The 17671-nt window shown below is 52.2% G+C and carries 20 protein-coding genes; 16 read left to right on the top strand and 4 right to left on the bottom strand.

Going from position 1 to position 17671, the window contains the following annotated elements; translation table 11 throughout:
- Window positions 1-38: 38 nt before the first annotated feature.
- The 4 genes from hemC to LG200_RS13815 are packed head-to-tail and all read left to right on the top strand — an operon-like array spanning window position 39 to window position 4021.
- Window positions 39-974 (top strand): hydroxymethylbilane synthase, encoded by a 936-nt coding sequence (hemC, locus tag LG200_RS13830; protein ID WP_226758208.1) that lies wholly within the window; start codon window positions 39-41, stop codon window positions 972-974.
- The gene (locus LG200_RS13825) at window positions 967-1734 is read left to right on the top strand and encodes a uroporphyrinogen-III synthase (protein WP_226758207.1); all 768 of its coding nucleotides are present in this window, start codon (window positions 967-969) and stop codon (window positions 1732-1734) included. Before hemC ends, LG200_RS13825 begins: the two co-directional genes overlap by 8 nt.
- On the top strand, window positions 1731-2840 hold the full coding sequence (locus LG200_RS13820) for a uroporphyrinogen-III C-methyltransferase (RefSeq protein WP_226758206.1): 1110 nt from the start codon (window positions 1731-1733) through the stop codon (window positions 2838-2840). The genes LG200_RS13825 and LG200_RS13820 overlap by 4 nt, the downstream gene beginning before the upstream one ends.
- Complete coding sequence (locus LG200_RS13815; protein ID WP_226758205.1) at window positions 2840-4021, top strand: heme biosynthesis HemY N-terminal domain-containing protein; 1182 nt, start codon at window positions 2840-2842, stop codon at window positions 4019-4021. The genes LG200_RS13820 and LG200_RS13815 overlap by 1 nt, the downstream gene beginning before the upstream one ends.
- 26 nt (window positions 4022-4047) lie before the next feature.
- Here LG200_RS13815 and LG200_RS13810 read toward each other — a convergent pair whose 3' ends face one another.
- Together LG200_RS13810 and LG200_RS13805 are read right to left on the bottom strand one after the other, a co-directional pair.
- A complete protein-coding gene (locus LG200_RS13810) occupies window positions 4048-5079 on the bottom strand; it encodes a CDP-6-deoxy-delta-3,4-glucoseen reductase (RefSeq protein ID WP_226758204.1) in 1032 nt (343 codons plus the stop codon).
- A 76-nt stretch (window positions 5080-5155) separates the two neighbouring features.
- On the bottom strand, window positions 5156-5602 hold the full coding sequence (locus LG200_RS13805) for an FxsA family protein (RefSeq protein ID WP_226758203.1): 447 nt from the start codon (window positions 5600-5602) through the stop codon (window positions 5156-5158).
- Here LG200_RS13805 and cutA point away from each other — a divergent pair.
- From cutA to pqqA, 9 genes are all read left to right on the top strand, one after another.
- Window positions 5601-5948, top strand: a complete 348-nt coding sequence (gene cutA / locus LG200_RS13800) for a divalent-cation tolerance protein CutA (protein WP_226758202.1) — start codon at window positions 5601-5603, stop codon at window positions 5946-5948. The two genes, LG200_RS13805 and cutA, sit on opposite strands and share 2 nt — an antisense overlap.
- Complete coding sequence (dsbD, locus tag LG200_RS13795; RefSeq protein WP_226758201.1) at window positions 5945-7792, top strand: protein-disulfide reductase DsbD; 1848 nt, start codon at window positions 5945-5947, stop codon at window positions 7790-7792. The genes cutA and dsbD overlap by 4 nt, the downstream gene beginning before the upstream one ends.
- Window positions 7785-8351 (top strand): TlpA family protein disulfide reductase, encoded by a 567-nt coding sequence (locus LG200_RS13790; RefSeq protein WP_226758200.1) that lies wholly within the window; start codon window positions 7785-7787, stop codon window positions 8349-8351. The genes dsbD and LG200_RS13790 overlap by 8 nt, the downstream gene beginning before the upstream one ends.
- 113 nt (window positions 8352-8464) lie before the next feature.
- Complete coding sequence (gene aroQ, locus LG200_RS13785) at window positions 8465-8923, top strand: type II 3-dehydroquinate dehydratase (protein ID WP_226758199.1); 459 nt, start codon at window positions 8465-8467, stop codon at window positions 8921-8923.
- A 28-nt stretch (window positions 8924-8951) separates the two neighbouring features.
- Window positions 8952-9398 (top strand): acetyl-CoA carboxylase biotin carboxyl carrier protein, encoded by a 447-nt coding sequence (gene accB / locus LG200_RS13780; RefSeq protein WP_226758198.1) that lies wholly within the window; start codon window positions 8952-8954, stop codon window positions 9396-9398.
- Window positions 9399-9406: 8 nt separating this feature from the next.
- Window positions 9407-10756, top strand: a complete 1350-nt coding sequence (accC, locus tag LG200_RS13775; protein WP_226758197.1) for an acetyl-CoA carboxylase biotin carboxylase subunit — start codon at window positions 9407-9409, stop codon at window positions 10754-10756.
- On the top strand, window positions 10756-11643 hold the full coding sequence (gene prmA / locus LG200_RS13770; protein ID WP_226758196.1) for a 50S ribosomal protein L11 methyltransferase: 888 nt from the start codon (window positions 10756-10758) through the stop codon (window positions 11641-11643). The genes accC and prmA overlap by 1 nt, the downstream gene beginning before the upstream one ends.
- Before the next feature lie 17 nt (window positions 11644-11660).
- Window positions 11661-12638 (top strand): zinc-ribbon and DUF3426 domain-containing protein, encoded by a 978-nt coding sequence (locus LG200_RS13765; protein WP_319004573.1) that lies wholly within the window; start codon window positions 11661-11663, stop codon window positions 12636-12638.
- 214 nt (window positions 12639-12852) lie between these two features.
- The gene (gene pqqA / locus LG200_RS13760; protein ID WP_081774944.1) at window positions 12853-12924 is read left to right on the top strand and encodes a pyrroloquinoline quinone precursor peptide PqqA; all 72 of its coding nucleotides are present in this window, start codon (window positions 12853-12855) and stop codon (window positions 12922-12924) included.
- Window positions 12925-13002: 78 nt separating this feature from the next.
- Here the strand turns inward: pqqA and LG200_RS13755 are convergent, their stop codons facing one another.
- Window positions 13003-13905: a hydrogen peroxide-inducible genes activator gene (locus LG200_RS13755; RefSeq protein ID WP_226758194.1), complete on the bottom strand. Its 903-nt coding sequence runs from the start codon at window positions 13903-13905 to the stop codon at window positions 13003-13005.
- 146 nt (window positions 13906-14051) lie between these two features.
- Between LG200_RS13755 and LG200_RS13750 the strand changes: the two genes are divergently transcribed.
- Window positions 14052-15239: an HPP family protein gene (locus LG200_RS13750; RefSeq protein ID WP_226758193.1), complete on the top strand. Its 1188-nt coding sequence runs from the start codon at window positions 14052-14054 to the stop codon at window positions 15237-15239.
- A 1-nt stretch (window position 15240) separates the two neighbouring features.
- Here the strand turns inward: LG200_RS13750 and LG200_RS13745 are convergent, their stop codons facing one another.
- The gene (locus LG200_RS13745) at window positions 15241-16485 is read right to left on the bottom strand and encodes a mechanosensitive ion channel family protein (RefSeq protein WP_226758192.1); all 1245 of its coding nucleotides are present in this window, start codon (window positions 16483-16485) and stop codon (window positions 15241-15243) included.
- A gap of 474 nt (window positions 16486-16959) precedes the next feature.
- On the opposite strand from LG200_RS13745, the gene LG200_RS13740 reads away from it, so the two are divergent.
- Window positions 16960-17106 carry a DUF3096 domain-containing protein gene (locus LG200_RS13740; protein WP_226758191.1) on the top strand — a complete coding sequence of 49 codons (147 nt, stop codon included), beginning with the start codon at window positions 16960-16962 and terminating at the stop codon, window positions 17104-17106.
- A 212-nt stretch (window positions 17107-17318) separates the two neighbouring features.
- Complete coding sequence (locus tag LG200_RS13735; RefSeq protein WP_226758190.1) at window positions 17319-17591, top strand: HU family DNA-binding protein; 273 nt, start codon at window positions 17319-17321, stop codon at window positions 17589-17591.
- The last annotated feature ends 80 nt before the right edge of the window (window positions 17592-17671 follow it).

Below are 17671 nucleotides of genomic sequence, written 5' to 3'. Positions count from 1 at the left end.
TTAGCCATTATTCTTTAGCTGGACCTGCCGACATCCTTATGACTCCACCAAAAAAACTGGTCATTGCCTCGCGTGAAAGCGCACTTGCCATGTGGCAAGCCAAGCATATACAAAACCGCCTGCAGGAACTTTATCCAGATGCCATCATTGAAATCCTGGGCATGACTACAACGGGTGACCAGATACTGGATTCTCCACTGGCACGCATAGGTGGCAAGGGACTTTTCGTCAAGGAGCTGGAACAGGCATTGGCAGATGGCAGAGCCGATCTTGCCGTACACTCAATGAAGGATGTGCCCATGCACCTGCCCGATGGCTTCACGCTCGCAGCGATTGGAGAGCGTGAAGACCCCCGGGATGCATTTGTTTCCAATGAGTACGCCAGCCTGGAAGAACTGCCTGCCGGCAGCATAGTCGGCACTTCAAGCCTGCGCCGCCAGAGCCAGCTGCAGGCAAGGCTGCCGCACGTCAGGATAGAGTCCCTTCGCGGCAATCTACAGACCCGCTTGCGCAAACTGGATGAGGGCCAATATGCCGCCATTATCCTCGCTGCTGCCGGACTCAAGCGATTGGGGCTGGAACAGCGCATCCGCCAACCCATAGACACCACACAAAGCATCCCTGCCGTTGGCCAGGGTGCGTTGGGCATAGAAATCAATGCGGCCCGACAGGACTTGTTGGCCGTACTGGCGCCATTGAATCATGCCCAGACTGCCGCCTGCGTGGAAGCGGAGCGCGGCATGAGCCGCGCCCTTGCCGGAAGCTGCCAGGTACCATTGGGAGCTTATGCTGAACAGCATGGCAAGATCCTGACAATGACAGGCTTCGTGGCAAGCGTAGACGGCCGTGAGCTATTGCGCGAGCAGGCAGAAGGCCCGGTGGAAGCCCCTGAGGCCCTGGGCCAGGTATTGGCACAAAAGCTCATTGCTCGTGGGGCAGATCGTATCCTTGCCGCACTGGCAACGCATGGCTGACTTGCAGCATCGTCACATTGCTATTACAAGGCCGCAAGGCCAGGCCCATCGGCTGACCACCTTGATAGAAGCTGCCGGGGGCCATGCCATTCCCTTCCCGCTGATTGCCATCGCGCCGCTGGCGGATTACCGCCATTTCGAGCAACAGCTTGAGCTCTTGCCGCAACAGGACTGGATCATTTTCATCAGTTCCAATGCGGTGCAGAATGCCATGCCGAGGATACAGGCGCGCTACACCCCAGTGCCCGCCGGCTTGCAGTTTGCTGCGATCGGCCCGGTGACCGCTCACGAACTGCAGCAATATGGCGTAACCAACATCCTGCAGCCCGAACAGCGCTTTGACAGCGAAGCCCTGCTGGCATTGCCCGAAATGCAGTATGTCGCGGGTCAAGGAATCTGGATTGCGCGCGGGGTGGGCGGTCGTGAGCTAATGGCCGATACTTTGCGTGAGCGCGGGGCCCATGTCACTTTTGCAGAATGTTACCGCCGCATCAACCCGCAAACGGATGCAGGCATTTTGTCCGCTCTGTGGCAAAATGGGCATCTGGACACTGTCGTTGTCACCAGCAGTGAAGCCATGCGCCATCTGCTGGATATGACGAACAACGGTCAGGACCAATGGATACAAGACGTCGCCATCTGCGTCAATCACGCCAGAATCGCCGAGTTACCCAGGGCCCAAGGCCTGCGGGTCTTAGTAGCCGAGGCCCCAGGAGACGATGCCATGCTGCAATGTTTAAGTAAAGTTAGCCCAATATGACTGAACAACCCTCTTCAGAGCCTAATACTGCCAGCACACCACCTGCTGCCACACCATCATCAGCGACGATGAAAAAACCTTCGTTCTTCGCTGTGGTCGCATTCGTCCTGGTATTGCTTGCATTGGTGATACTGGCATGGCAATGGCTCAATACACGCCATCGCTTCAATGATCTGGAACAATCGCTGACCCAACGCCTGGAGCAGTTCAGCAGCAATAATCAGCAAAGCCTGGCATTGGCCAAAAATGCCGATGAGCGCAGTACGGAATCCAATGTACGCATTATCAAGCTCGAGCAACAGCTTGCTGAATCACGCGATCAGCAAGAGTCCTTGCAAACCTTGTATCTTGAGCTGGTCAATAACTACGACGAGCGGGTGATTGCCGAAGTAGAACAGCTGCTCACTATCGCCAATCAGCAACTGCAATTGGCAGCCAACATCAAGCCGGCATTGCTGGCATTACAAACCGCGGATTCCCGCCTTCAACATATAAACTCCCCTTTGGCCATACAGTTGCGCAAGGCCATTGCCAAGGATATCCAGCGCTTACAGGAGCTGCCACAGGTTGATGTCATCGGCATGAGCCTCAAGCTGGAAAACCTGACTGAAAGCATTGATACCCTGCCACTGGTCAGTGACCGCCACCCCAAACCCTTGCAACCTGAGGTCAGGCTGGATGAGGAAAACCAGATACGCAAACTGGCTCGGGAAATCTGGGAAGACCTGAAGCAAATGATTCGGCTGGAACGGATTGACCGTGCCGAACCACCCCTGCTGGCTCCTGACCAGACATTCTTCTTGCGCGAGAATATCAAACTTCACCTGCTGACCGCGCGCATTGCGCTGCTGCAGCATGATGAAAATACCTATCGCGCCGACTTGGACGCCGCTGACAAATGGATCAGGGGACATTTTGACGTGCGTGAAAACGCCACCACAACCGCGCTCACAACGCTGAAACAACTGTCTGCGAGCAATATCGTGATTCAGGTGCCTGATATCAGCGAAACGCTGGGGCTGGTCAGTAAGTACAAACTGACACTTGAACGCTCCAATAACTCGGAACGCGTTTCTGATCGCGTCAATGCAGAGCGGGGCCAATAGTGCGTTTATTGATCTGGATCCTGTTTATTCTGGCCATGGCCATAGGGGTATCGCTGCTTGCAGGCAGCAATGAGGGTTATGTCCTCATTGTGCGTCCGCCTTACCGGCTTGAGCTGTCCCTAAACCTGCTGCTGATACTGGTCATACTGGCATTTGTTTCCATGCACCTGCTGCTGCGTTTCATCAACTACGCACGTGACCTGCCCGCGAATGTACGCATTTACAAGGAAAACCGGCGTATCCGCCAAGGCCATGCTGCCTTGCTTGAATCGCTGCATGCCATTGGCGAAGGTCGTTACCAGGCGGCACAGAAAGCAGCCTCAAAAGCACTGGACCTGGGCGAGGATGCCAGCCTGACTGCGCTGATTGCAGCCCGCGCATCACACAAGCTCAAGCAGAAAGGCCAACGCGACTACTATCTGGCAGAGGCAGAAAGACTGGCGCCAGATGCAGCCGTGGCACGGCTGCTGCTCAATGCCGAACTGCTGCTGGATGACAGGCAATACAGCCAGGCCCTGAACGTATTGAACAAAATAGAAAAAATTGAGCCCAAGTTCGCCCCCGCCTTGCGCCTGGAACTAAAGGTCCAGCTGCGCTTGAACAACTGGGAGCAAGTCCTGATCATTCTGCAGCATCTGGAAAAGCGTGACGGCATGGAGTCCTGGCAAGCGCGCGAAATTCGTCATCAGGCTCATCAACACCTGATCGAGCGCAATGCTGGCGACCTGAATAGCCTGATGGCCTACTGGAAAAAAGTCCCGGAAGAGGATCGCCTGAACTCCCGCATTGCTGCCATGGCAGCAGAAGCATTCATTGCGCTCAACGCCGGCAACCAAGCGGCCGAAATATTGGAAATGAGCCTGACCAAGCACTGGGATAGCACCCTTGCTGGGCTGCTGGGCGAATGTGCAACCACCAACCCCCACAAACAACTGCAACAGGCGGAACACTGGCTACTCCACCATGAAGGGGATGCCAAGCTATTGCTGGCGCTAGGCAAGATGTGCATACGCCTCAACCTGTGGGGCAAGGCCCAGAGCTATCTAGAAGCCAGCCTTAGTGTTGAACCCCATGCGAATACCCATTTAACGCTTGCTCGCTTGCTCGAGAGCCGCGGCGAAACAGAAGCTGCCAACCGCCACTACCGTCTTAGCGTGCAATTCTGCCAGGAAGACAAGTAACGGCAAACCGCGCAATGCCGTGTCGTTTAAGGCGTTGCCGCCTTGGCAACAGGATTGGAGAAGGTGAAAGCATCGGAGAAGAACTCATGCTCCGGCAGGCCATGCTCTTGAAAATCCTGGTGTGCAACTTCCACCATCTGCGGGGCACCACAACAATAAACCTGATAAGCGCTAAGATCGGCATGATCTTCCAGCACCGCATGATGCACAAGCCCGGTCCTGCCTTGCCAGCCATCCTCGGGGGCTGGGTCTGACAGGACCGGTATGTAATCAAATAACGGATGCTCTGCCTCCCATTGCAATGGCAGTGCATGCATATAAAGATCTTCTTTAGTACGCGCGCCCCAATACAAGATCATCTTGCGCTGTACCCCATGATGCAGTGCATGCTCGATGATGGCCTTGACTGGCGCAAAGCCAGTACCGCCTGCCACAAAAATCAATGGCCGCTCGCTATCCTCGCGCAAATAGAAAGTGCCAAACGGCCCTTCCAGCCGCAGTATGGTTTTTTCCTGCATCTCGCTGAATACATAATGCGTGAACTGGCCCCCAGGCACCAATCGCATATGCAGCTCCAGGAACCGATCATGATAAGGCGCATTGGCCAGTGAAAAAGCCCTGCGCCTGCCATCTTTCAGCAGAAACTCGATGTATTGCCCAGCCATGAACTGCATACGTTCATTGCTGGGTAGCTTGAGTGTCATGCACATGACGTCATGTGAGAGTTTTTCCAGTTTTTCCACCCGCACAGGCATGATGCGCGGAGGAATACCCTCACCCGCCACTTCCCGGCACTCAATCACCAGATCGGACAAAGGCTGGGCGGAACAGAACAAGGCCTTGCCGGTCTTCTTCTCGTCCTCGCTCAAGGCGCTTTCAAAATAATCACCATAACTCACATCTCCCGCCAATACTTGCCCCTTGCACGCTCCGCAAGTGCCATTACGACAGCCATACGGCAGATTGATACCAGCATCAATAGCCGCATCCAGCACTGTATCGCCAGTTTCTACCGTCAGCACTCGGTCGCTGGGCTTGATGATGACTTGATAAGACATGAAATATTCCTAATGCAAACAGGCACTGATTTCAAAGGGCAATAGTCTAGCATAGCGTAGCCATGCCCCTTGCGGCTTACTCTTCGCGACGGTATTCCCCTTCGATCACATCACCGCCATGGTTGCTTGTACCACCTCCGGCGTCTTGCTGTCGTGTTTCACGTGAAACGAAGTCGGGCTCGTTTGCAGCATCAGCAGGCACTTTGGGACCAGCAGGAATCAATAACAGAATGACCGCAATCGCATCACTGATCACGCCGGGCAATATCAACAAGATACCTGCAATCAGGTTCTTTGCACTCCCGAACAAGGCTTTGATCGGCGTGCCACCGGCCTGGATGGTTTGCGCCATACGGCCCAGCATCAGCAGCTTTTCATCTTGTATTAAGCGCCATCCCAGCACCCCGACCAACACCAGGTAAGCCAGCACCAGCCAGCCATAACGCGCAGCAAGCTCGATCAACACCCATATCTCAGCAATAGGGAAAGCGAGTAAAATCAACAAAAGGAACAGAAAACGCATGAAACCTCAATCTCCATCATTAGAAGCAACCGATACACTCCTGGTGCTGACCAATCTGCCAGACCGTGAAAGTGCTGAAAAAATTGCAGAACACCTGGTTACGCACAAGCTGGCAGCCTGCGTCAACGTGCTTGCACCCTGCACCTCCATCTACCATTGGCAGGGGAAAATCGAACATGCTCAGGAGATACCCCTGATCATCAAAACCACTACCCGCAACTATCCAGCAGTTGAACAGGCAATCCAGGCACTACATCCTTACGAACTTCCGGAAATCATCCATGTCCCAGTCACAGGCGGATTGCCAGCCTATCTCACATGGCTACACCAGGAAACCAAAGCTTGATCTCGGCATTACACCGTTTTTTTCTGCTACCAGTGCTATTGCTGGCCGGACTGCTCCCCGCCATTGCATTTCCGCAACCTGGCTCCAGCCAGCTCAGTGACTTTATCAATAAAGGACGCAGTGTCTTCGTAGGCAACAATGAAGATAATATTCTGCCTCCAGAGCAAGCTTTCAAGCTTTCGGTCGAATTTATTAATGCCGATACCCTGCAGGCGGACTTCCAGGTTGCGCCTGGGCACTATCTCTACAAAGACAAAATCAAGTTCAAGATTGAGCCGGATAACCACAAGATAGGGCCTCCGACCCTGCCTTCAGGCGACTGGAAGCAGGACCCGACCTTCGGAAAAAGCGAAGTGTTCCACCAAGACTTTGCCGCTTCAGTCAAGCTGGCCTTGGCCAAACAGGCGGATGACAAACCAAACCACGGGATCAAGATCACCGCCACCTATCAGGGCTGCAGTGAAAAAGGCCTATGCTATCCACCAATCAACAAGACGTTTGAACTTGACGCTGCACATCCGACCGCTGGCATTCCCATAGGTTCGCCAACGGAACAGGATGGATCCGCCCAGTTGCTTGCCAGCGGCAACACTTGGCTGATCATTCTGGGATTTTTCGGTTTTGGGCTACTGCTTTCTCTGACACCCTGCGTGCTTCCCATGATCCCCATCCTGTCCGCCATTATTGTCGGGAGCAAAAAAACTGGGCGGCTGCATAGTTTCAACCTTTCTCTCGCTTACACACTGGGCATGGCAGCCAGCTATACCGTTGCTGGCGTGGCTGCTGGCCTTTCCGGGCAATTGCTGAGCGCCACCTTGCAGAATGCCTGGGTACTTGGCACAAGTGCATTGATTTTTATCTTATTGGCACTTTCCATGTTCGGCTTTTATGAGATCAAATTGCCTGCGGGGTTCGAAACCCGCATGTTGAATACCAGCCAACGATTCAAGGCTGGGCACTTTCTCGGCGTGTTTGCAATGGGTGTGCTTGGAGCCCTGGTCATGAGCCCTTGTGTGGCGGCCCCACTGGCCGGAGCATTGGTATATATAGGCCAGACTCAGGATATTGTTCTGGGGGGCACGGCCCTGTTTGCCCTTTCGATCGGCATGGGAGTTCCACTACTGCTGATAGGCGCATCTGCTGGCGCTATCCTGCCCAAGGCCGGACCATGGATGAATGCGGTCAGACAGTTCTTTGGTGTCGTCATGCTGGCAGTAGCGGTATGGATTATTTCCCCATTGATCCCCACCAGTCTGCAACTATTGCTATGGGCGGCATTGCTGATAGTGCCTGCCATTTTCATGCGGGCACTGGACCGTTTGCCAGAAACTGCAAGCCGTTGGCCCAGGTTCTGGAAAGGCATTGGCATCATCATGCTGTTGCTGGGTGCCACCCTTGTGGTAGGTGCTGCCTCGGGCGCAAAATCACCATTGCGCCCCCTAGAAGGCTTGGGTGGCTTTAACCACTGGACAACTTCCCTGCCATTTCAGCGCATCAAGGATATTGCTGAATTGGATCATCAATTACAGCAAAACCAAGACAAACTGGTCATGCTGGATTTCTATGCCGACTGGTGTGTGGCCTGCAAGGAAATGGAGCAGTTCACTTTCAGTGATCCCAAGATACGCACACGCATGGAAAATATCGTCTTGTTACAGGCAGACGTCACCAAAAACGATGCCAGCGACCTGGCACTACTCAAGCGCTTTGGCCTGTATGGCCCGCCCGGCATCATTTTCTTCAATGGCAAAGGTCAGGAAATACCCAATTCCAGAGTCATTGGCTACCAGGATGCAGGCCGATTCGAACAAACTTTAATGAAAGCTCACAATAGCAATGACTAAGCGCCTTGATAGGAAACACTTCGTTTATCTCGCCCTAGGGCTGATGGCAGCAGGTTTACTGATACAGAATTTTGCCACCAAGCCAAGCCTGGCACCGCCAGTTACAGTCTATGCCTCTACCAATACATTTTTCCAGAGCAGTTTTACCGATCTTGAGCAGGCTCAACAAGCTGCCAGCCAATGGCAAGGCAAGCTTCTGGTGGTGAATTTCTGGGCAACCTGGTGCGCCCCTTGCCGTGAGGAAATGCCTGAACTTTCAGAGCTCCATGCCCAATACCAGGCCCAAGGCGTGGAAGTACTTGGCATATCCTTGGATAATACGGAAAAAATGCGTGGATTTGCTGCCAATACCCCGGTAAATTACCCATTGCTTGCAGCAGACAGCGAAGGCATGGCAATCAGCGCATCACTAGGTAATGATAAAGGCGTAGTACCCTATACCGTCATCATCGGCACTGATGGTAAAATCGTGAAAAGTTATTTCGGGCGTATCAGCAAGGCTCTGCTGGAAGAAACATTACAGCCCTTGCTCAGCAAAACACCCACATCTCCCGGCTAGCTACAACTAAACGCCAAATTCCGTAAATTTCGTCAATCCGCTAGACAAAATACCCCAAATTACGGCAAACTTGCAGCCATCAAAGTTACACTGGCTATCAAAAGCCCCCTTCAATGGCTGATCATTCTTCCAATTCCGTTCTTGTACTGCACGGCCCCAACCTGAACCTGCTGGGTCTGCGCGAACCAGAGCACTATGGCAGAGCCACTTTGGAAACTATTGATGCGTCCCTGAAACAGCAGGCGCAAAAATCCGGCATCCTGCTGGAAACTTTTCAAAGCAACCATGAAGCCGAATTAATCGGGAAAATTCATGCATTGGCGAAACATCCAGTAGATTTCCTGATCATCAACCCTGCAGCCTTTACCCATACTTCAGTGGCCCTGCGCGATGCAGTGTCAGCCGTGAAGGTTCCCTTTATTGAGGTCCATCTTTCGAATATCTACACACGCGAGACCTTTCGCCACCATTCATATTTTTCTGACATCGCTGTCGGTGTGATCAGTGGCTTGGGCGCTCAAGGATATTCATTGGCGCTCGACTACGCCATCAACACTATTACCCGCGCATAAGCGGGCAAACTATCTTTAGAGGTTAAACATGGATTTACGCAAACTGAAAAAACTGATCGACCTGGTTGAGGAATCCGGCATCTCCGAGCTGGAACTGACCGAAGGCGAAGAAAAAGTACGCATTTCACGTCACCTTGCACAGGCCCCAGTTCAATTTGCCCAGCCTTATCTTGCTGCCGCTCCTGTTGCACAGGCCGCGGCGCCAGTAGTTGCTGCCGAGCCTGTGGCGGCTGCGATTGAAGGCCATGTCGTGAAATCACCCATGGTAGGAACCTTCTACCGTGCGCCATCACCAGATGCCAAGTCTTTTGTCGATGTAGGCAGCAGTGTCAGTGCAGGTGATACCCTTTGTATCATTGAAGCCATGAAGCTGCTAAACGAGATTGAAGCCGACAAGTCCGGCGTGATCAAGGCTATTCTGGTCGAGAACGGCCAACCCGTCGAATACGGCGAACCGCTGTTCATCATAGGCTAGGGGTTTACATGTTCGATAAAGTCCTCATTGCAAACCGTGGGGAAATCGCCCTGCGTATCCAGCGCGCCTGCCGCGAACTGGGTATCAAGACTGTTGCCGTACATTCCGAAGCTGACCGCGAAGCAAAATACGTCAAGCTCGCGGATGAGTCTGTATGTATAGGCCCCGCCCCGTCCGGTCAAAGCTATCTCAACATTCCTGCTGTCATCAGTGCCGCAGAAGTCACCGATGCTGAGGCCATCCACCCTGGCTATGGTTTCCTCTCGGAAAACGCCGATTTTGCCGAACGTGTGGAACAAAGTGGTTTTGCATTCATCGGCCCACGCGCCGAGACCATTCGCCTCATGGGCGACAAGGTCAGTGCCAAAGACACCATGAAAGCAGCTGGCGTACCTTGCGTACCCGGTTCAGAAGGTGCACTGCCTGAAGACCCGGATGAAGTCTTGCGTATCGCCAAGGCCATCGGCTACCCGGTAATCATCAAGGCCGCAGGCGGCGGCGGTGGCCGGGGCATGCGTGTCGTGCATACCGAGGCTGCGCTATTGGCCTCTGTCAGCATGACCAAGGCTGAAGCCCAGGCTGCTTTTGGCAATCCCGTGGTATACATGGAGAAATTCCTGGAGCAGCCACGCCATATTGAAATCCAGGTACTGGCTGACCAGCAGGGTAATGCTGTCTATCTTGGTGAGCGCGACTGCTCGATGCAAAGACGCCACCAGAAGGTATTGGAAGAGGCGCCGGCTTTCGGCATCACCCCAAAAATGCGTGAAAAGATCGGCACCGCATGTGCCGAGGCCTGCAAACGCATCAATTATCGTGGCGCCGGTACTTTCGAGTTCCTCTATGAAAACGGTGAGTTCTACTTCATTGAAATGAATACCCGTGTTCAGGTGGAACATCCTGTGACTGAGATGATCACTGGTATTGATATCGTGCAACAGCAGATACTGATTGCAGCCAACCAGAAATTGAGCTTCAGCCAGAAAGACATCAAGCTCTCTGGACACTCAATCGAGTGCCGCATCAACGCGGAAGACCCGTTCAATTTTGTGCCATCGCCAGGTCGCATCACCACGTTCCACATGCCTGGCGGCCCTGGTATCCGGGTTGATACTCATGCCTACCAAGGTTACATGGTGCCGCCCAATTATGACTCCATGATAGGCAAGCTGATCGCCTACGGTGATACCCGCCAACAAGCGATCGCCCGCATGCAGATTGCACTGTCTGAAATGGTCATTGAAGGCATCAAGACCAATGTCGCCCTGCACAAGGAACTGCTGGCAGATGCCGCATTCCACCAAGGCGGGACCAGTATTCATTATCTGGAACACAAGCTCGGTATAGCGACCAAGTAATGGCGTGGATCTCACTTAAAATCGAGGCACATGACAATAATGCCGACCAGCTAAGTGATGCCTTGATGGAACTCGGTGCGCTTTCTGCCATTATCGAGGATGCCAATGCTGAAACACCCGATGAACAGCCGATTTTTGGTGAGCCGGGTGATCCACCACCGGGCATCTGGCAGCAAAACGTTGTCAGCGCGCTGTTTGATGAGAATGCAGATATTGCAGCTGTGCTGGAAGTCTTGCGCGGAGCTATCGGCTTACGGGACCTGAGCTATACCACGGAAAAGATTGAGGAGCAGGACTGGGTACGTGCCACGCAATCACAATTCGAGCCTATCCGCATCCGCGACGACCTGTGGATTGTCCCCTCCTGGCATGATGCTCCCAACGCCGAAGCGCTTAATATCGTGCTGGACCCAGGCCTGGCCTTCGGCACCGGTAGCCATCCCACCACTCACCTATGTCTGGCTTGGCTCGCCGATACCATACAATCTGGTGAGACCGTGCTCGACTACGGTTGCGGCTCAGGCATCCTGGCCATTGCCGCCAGCAAGCTGGGCGCAGCTAAAGTGATAGGCGTCGATATTGACGCACAGGCTATACAGTCCAGTGACTACAATGCCTCACAGAATAATGTCAGCGCTGATTTCTTTATGGCTGACAAATTGCCATCCGGACAGTTTGACGTGGTGGTAGCCAATATTCTTTCCAGCGCCTTATCCGTGCTTGCTCCTGCCTTGGCAAGTGCAAGCAGGCAAGGTGGCAGGATTGCACTTTCCGGCATCTTGCGTGAGCAGACTGAACAGGTTTCGGCCATCTATGCCGAATGGTTCAACATGAACCCACCTGTTTTCATGGATAGCTGGGTACTACTCACCGGGACGCGGAAGTAAGGCAGCATATGCGGCTAGTGACATCCTGCCCAGCGTGCGATACCAGATTTCACGTCAAGCCGGAACAACTGGCCATACATCATGGCTTGGTGCGCTGTGGGCAATGCCAGCATGTATTCACTACTGATGGCAGGCTCTATGAGCTGCTGGAAAATGCCCCTGCCAGCCCCTCCTTCTCACCAGATACTATCGAAGCACCTATCGTTCATGAATATGGCGATTCATCGGAAGACCCTGCGGCCCATCTAGAAGATGCTGCATACCATACAGACCCAAACGATCTCCAGTTTGGGCAATATGCATCTCCATATTCCATTCCCGAAGAGCTCATACCATCTGAGGAAACCGCTCCTTCTCAACAGGATGAATTCCACGTACCAGAAACAGACGATTCTGTAGAAGCACCTTTGCCAGCTGAAGATATCCTCATCAGCCCGCACCCAATTCATCAGCCCCAGCCTGCTGCTATGCCAGATACGTTTCTAAGGGAAAAGAAATCCGGTAAAGCCTCCAAATTAAAAATCCCGCTATGGCTGACTATTCCTCTCTGCATACTCTTGCTGCTGACTGCAGCAGGCCAGGCCATGTATTTCTTCCGTACCGAGCTTGCCAGTCTTTGGCCAGCATCCAAACCCTTCCTGGTTTCAAGCTGTGAATTTCTGGGCTGCGAAATCCCGCTGTCAAAAAATCCCGAACTTCTGGCCTTGGATGACTCAGACTTGCAGGAAGATATAGAACATCCTGAAGTGATCCAGCTTTCAACTACACTGATCAACAACGCCACCTTTGTCCAGGCTTACCCCATGCTGGAGCTTACCCTGACGGACGATGATGACAAACCCAAACTGCGCCGTATTTTCAAGCCCAGCGAATACTTGCCTTCTGAAACCGACATTGAAGCCGGCATCCCTGCCAATGAGGAAATCCAGATCAAGCTTTCGCTGTCCACCAGCGGGGAGACCGTTTCTGGCTACCGTGTCTTCGTAACCTATTAAGCCGCTCCGCAAACCTTCACATACCAGCCGCTGACCATCCTGCTGGCTAATCACCCATAGAATTATCCTTTCCATCTAATGAAAATCATTAGGTCCAGATCATGATGCTGCGCATGGCGTTCAATCGATGGTTCTATATGATGTAAGTCATGGATTGTGTAGATGGATAAAGCCACTACATGATTTTTTCACTAAAACTTAAAGGAGACATATCATGTGGACCAAGCCAGAAGTGACTGAAATGCGTTTCGGTTTTGAAGTAACCATGTACGTTTGCAACCGTTAAGTTTTTGTACCGTACATAAAAAAACAGGGGCCATTGGCCCCTGTTTTTATCACAGGATATGCCATTGATAACCCTGCTTCATGCCAATTTCTGCAGACAAGGAGATTGCACGCTCCTGATTGCGGATAGCATGCACTCGATCGCCTGCTCCCTGCTGTAGCCCTTGCGCCAGGCAAGCGCCATGCGCCTGGTAGGCACAGGCTCAGCAAAAGGGATTACCTTGATTAAGGGATTGCGATACCTCTCAACAGCAGCACTGCAAGGCAATACCGTAATGCCCAGGTTGGAAGCTACCATGTTGCGTATGGTTTCCAGCGAATTACCTTGCAGCACTTCCCCATGACGTGACAACTCCGGACACGCCAGCACCACTTGGTTGCTGAAACAGTGGCCGCTATTCAGCAGCAATACCTTTTCATCTGCCAGTTCCTCGGCAAGGATAGACTTACGGCTGGCCCATGGATGAATGTCCGGAACGGCCACCACAAAACTTTCATCATAGAGCGGTTCATAACATACTCCCGGCACATCAAACGGCAGGGCAATAATGGCGGCGTCCAGCACACGGTTGCGCAACTGCGTTTCAAGATTGGCTGTCAGGTTCTCCTCTACCTCAAGCGGCATTTCAGGAGCCAGCTGCCTTAAGGCGGGAATGATCTCTGGTAACAAATAAGGACCGGTGGAGTAAATGACACCAAGCTTGAAGGCCCCCGCCAGCTGGTTATTACCCTGTCGAGCAATTTCCTTGACGCGGTTTGCCTCCTCCAGCGTCCTGGTTGCCTGTTGCACAATCTGCTCGCCAATAGGCGTCATTGCAACATCTTTATGACTACGTTCGAAAATAGTCACTCCCAGCTCTTCTTCCAACTTTTTCACGGCAAGGCTCAATGCCGGCTGGCTGACAAATGTTTTTTCCGCAGCGCGCCGGAAATTGCGCTCTTTCGCCACTGCAACGATAAATCTCAACTCACTCAATGTCATGTTAGTCTCTTGCCCATCGATAAATAATGCATATCAAAGTTTACCAATTAATAATCTGCAAATATAGGTTATCAAAAAAACCCATGACTTCATCTGCACCAGATTTGTGCGATAAATGGTAAATTGCCGGATTGTTTTTTCAGGACATGCGTGTGGATGCTGTTTTACACTGGCTGAAAGGCTTTACGCCCCAACAAACCTCGGTCAACCACAGGGAAAAGGCACGAGCGTGTCTGGGCGGCCTGCTTGGTATTTTATGCACAGGATACATGAGCTATTGGCTACTGGGCCCTCATAGCCTGCCATTCCTCATTGCTCCCATGGGAGCCTCTGCCGTTTTACTATATGCCGTCCCCGCAAGCCCATTGGCACAACCTTGGTCCATTGTTGGCGGAAATATCGTCTCCGCGATTGTTGGCCTGATATGCAGCCACTGGATTGCCGACCCTGTCGTCGCCTGCGCGCTGGCAATTGCTGGTGCAATCGGCCTGATGTTTGCCCTGCGCTGCCTGCACCCGCCTGGCGGCGCTGTCGCATTAACCGCCATCCTGGCTGGCCCCGTTATTCAAGATCATAGCGCCTACTTTTTACTGCTGGTCACTGTAAACTCAGTCATCCTCCTGTTGGTGGCCTTGTTCTTCAATAATGCCACCCGCCGCCATTACCCCCATCAGCCCAATCCTGACCACAGCAATCGCGCTCATCTGACCAATGACCTGCGCCCAAGTGACCGTATAGGATTCACTGCCAGCGACCTTGATGCTGTACTTAAGCAATACAACCAAGTGTTGGACGTGGCCCGGGACGACCTTGAGAACCTCTTCCTGCAAACAGAAATGCAGGCCTACAAACGCCGCTTTGGTGCTATCACCTGTGGCGACATCATGTCGCGCGATGTGATCACTGTAGAGTACGGCACCCTCCTGGAGGAAGCCTGGCCCTTGCTCTTGAAACACCATATCAAGGCGTTGCCTGTGCTAGACCGTGCACGGCGCGTTATCGGCATACTCACACGCTTTGATTTCATGAAGCATGCCAATCTTGAGGTGTATCAGGGATTTGACGAAAAACTCCGGCAATTTGTCCGCCGTACCCTGCTGGTGGAAACCGACAAACCCGAGGTTGCCGGCCAGATCATGACCAGCAAGGTACTCACTACCACGGTGGATACCCATATTGTGCACTTGGTGCCATTGCTCTCAGAACATGGCATCCATCACGTGCCAGTGCTTGATCACGAACGCCGCCTGGTCGGCATTGTGACGCAATCTGACTTGATTGCCGCCCTATATCGCGGACGGCTTGAGGAAACCAGCACATCGAGTGCCGATTAAATCATTGTGGCTTTGCTGCCGGTGGTCGCAAGGCCTGGAAATCAACACCGCTAGGGTTCTGGAACACGCGCAAACCAAACTCAGGCAGGATTGCCAGCAAATGATCAAAGATATCTGACTGAATGGCTTCGTACTGTACCCATACCGTGGTATTGGTAAAGCACCATATTTCGAGCGGAATACCTTCAGCAGAAAGATTCTGCTGACGCACAACCATCGTCATTTTCTGGTTCACGCGCGGGTGATTTTTCAGATATTGCTCCACATAGGCACGGAACGTCCCGATATTAGTCACCCTGCGTGCATTGATAGGCTTTTGACCATTACTGATCAACTTCTTGTTCCATTCCTCCAGCTCCTCATGCTTTTTCTTCAGGTAATCGTCGAGCAAACTGAAGTCCTGTAAATGCTCCAGCTCTTCCGGTGTAAGAAAATGGATGCTGTTCTGGTCGATAAAGATACTACGCTTGATCCGGCGACCACCGGACTCAAACATTCCGCGCCAGTTCTTGAAAGAGTCTGTGATAAAACGCTTGGTGGGAATGGTAGTAATGGTTTTGTCCCAGTTCTGGATCTTGACCGTATGCAATGCGATATCAATCACATCACCATCAGCATTGAGCTGCGGCATCTCCACCCAGTCGCCGACACGGATAATGTCGTTGGAGGTGATCTGCACACTAGCCACCAGTGACAACAGGGTATCCTGGAAAATCAGCATCAGCACAGCGGCCATTGCACCAATACCGGAAAGCAGGATCAATGGGGAACGGTCAATCAGGGTAGCCACCACCAGAATGGTCGCGATGATGTAGATGGCGAGCTTGACCACCTGCACATAGCCCTTGATGGGCCGGCGATGCGCATCTGGCCGTAATTGCCATACCTCATTGACGATATCGAGCACAGCCGCAATCGCGAGGCCAATGGTCAGCACGATAAAGCCATGGGCCACATTCCTCACTACTGCGACCAAAGCTTCCGGCAGGTCCGGGATCCATGCAATACCAATAGAAATAATCAATGCGGGCACGATATTGGCAAGCCGTGACACAGCACGGCTTCTGGCAATAGCCTGTCCGAAGGAAGCGGAGCGCAGCATCTTGTGCAAACCACGTACCAGAATATGCTTGACCAGCCAATTGGCCACCCATGCACAGAACATCAGCAGTAATACGCACAACAAGCTGAATACTTCCTCATGGCCTTGCAACCACCCTATTAATTGATTCCAGTCTTCTGTCATTATTCTCTTTCCCGCCTGTTACAACACATGTGACTAGTACGTAGCTAGTCATTTCGGATATTCCCAACACACCGAAGCAAAACACCGGAAGCCCTGGCAATCAGGCATCTGTGACATATTGATGAGTTTGGGAGCAGCCTGTTAGTACCCGGCAGGCTGGATAGGTTCATAAAAACCCATTATCAAAATCTCGCAATTCATGGAGCACCTCATTGCCATGATTGGGCTGGGCCCTAGAGGTTGTCTGGAATTGTCCTACATCAGGATCAGCATCAGCCTGATGCAATATAGTGCTGGTTTTGGCTATGATGGACCTTCAATTTTGAAGGAGAAATATAATGAAATTCCTGATCAAAGCCGCTGTATTGACTTATGTAGTGAAAAGAATCGCCAAATCCTATATCAACAAGGATTAAGCCTTTCAGGGAGCAGATGCTCCCTTTTTCTTGACCCCACTCCCGCTAAGGAAAACTTATGAACCTTCATTTAAGCTTGGCACCCTTGGTCTCATTGATTGCAGGCATTCTCATTTTGGTGATGCCTCGCTTGTTGAATTACATTGTTGCGATCTATCTCATCATCATTGGCATAATCGGCTTGGCAGGAGTCAATCACCTTTAACCACGTATAAAAAGTGGTCAAATTTGTCTCTAAACAGCGTCAATACAGGCTTTTATTAGAAAAATTTGCTGGGTTCTTGCCAAAAAGGGGTTTATTTGAGCGCAGGTTGTGATATTTTCTCCCCTGTTACTATTCATTCTGGTAACGGGGCGAAATATCCGCCTTACCAAAATTGCTTGATAACCCAATAAACACAAGGACTGGACATACATATGAACAAGACAGAACTGATCGAAGAAATCGCCAAGGAAGCTGGTATTTCCAAAGCTGCTGCTGGTAAAGCTGTTGATGCATTCACTGCATCCGTTACTACAGCCCTGAAGGGTGGCGATACAGTGACACTGATCGGCTTCGGTACTTTTGGCGTTTCCGCACGTGCTGCCCGCACTGGCCGCAACCCTCAAACTGGCAAGGAAATCAAGATTGCCGCCCGCAAGGCTCCTAGTTTCAAGGCCGGTAAGGCACTTAAGGATGCTTTGAACTAAGAATCTGCAAGAGAATGGTTCAATCAAACGCCAGCATCAAGCTGGCGTTTTTATTTGCAATGCCCGCAGGCAATAGGCAA

It is taken from the genome of Methylobacillus caricis (assembly GCF_020532705.1).
Classification (GTDB): Bacteria; Pseudomonadota; Gammaproteobacteria; order Burkholderiales; family Methylophilaceae; genus Methylobacillus; species Methylobacillus caricis.
This window is presented reverse-complemented; position numbering and strand designations above follow the sequence as displayed.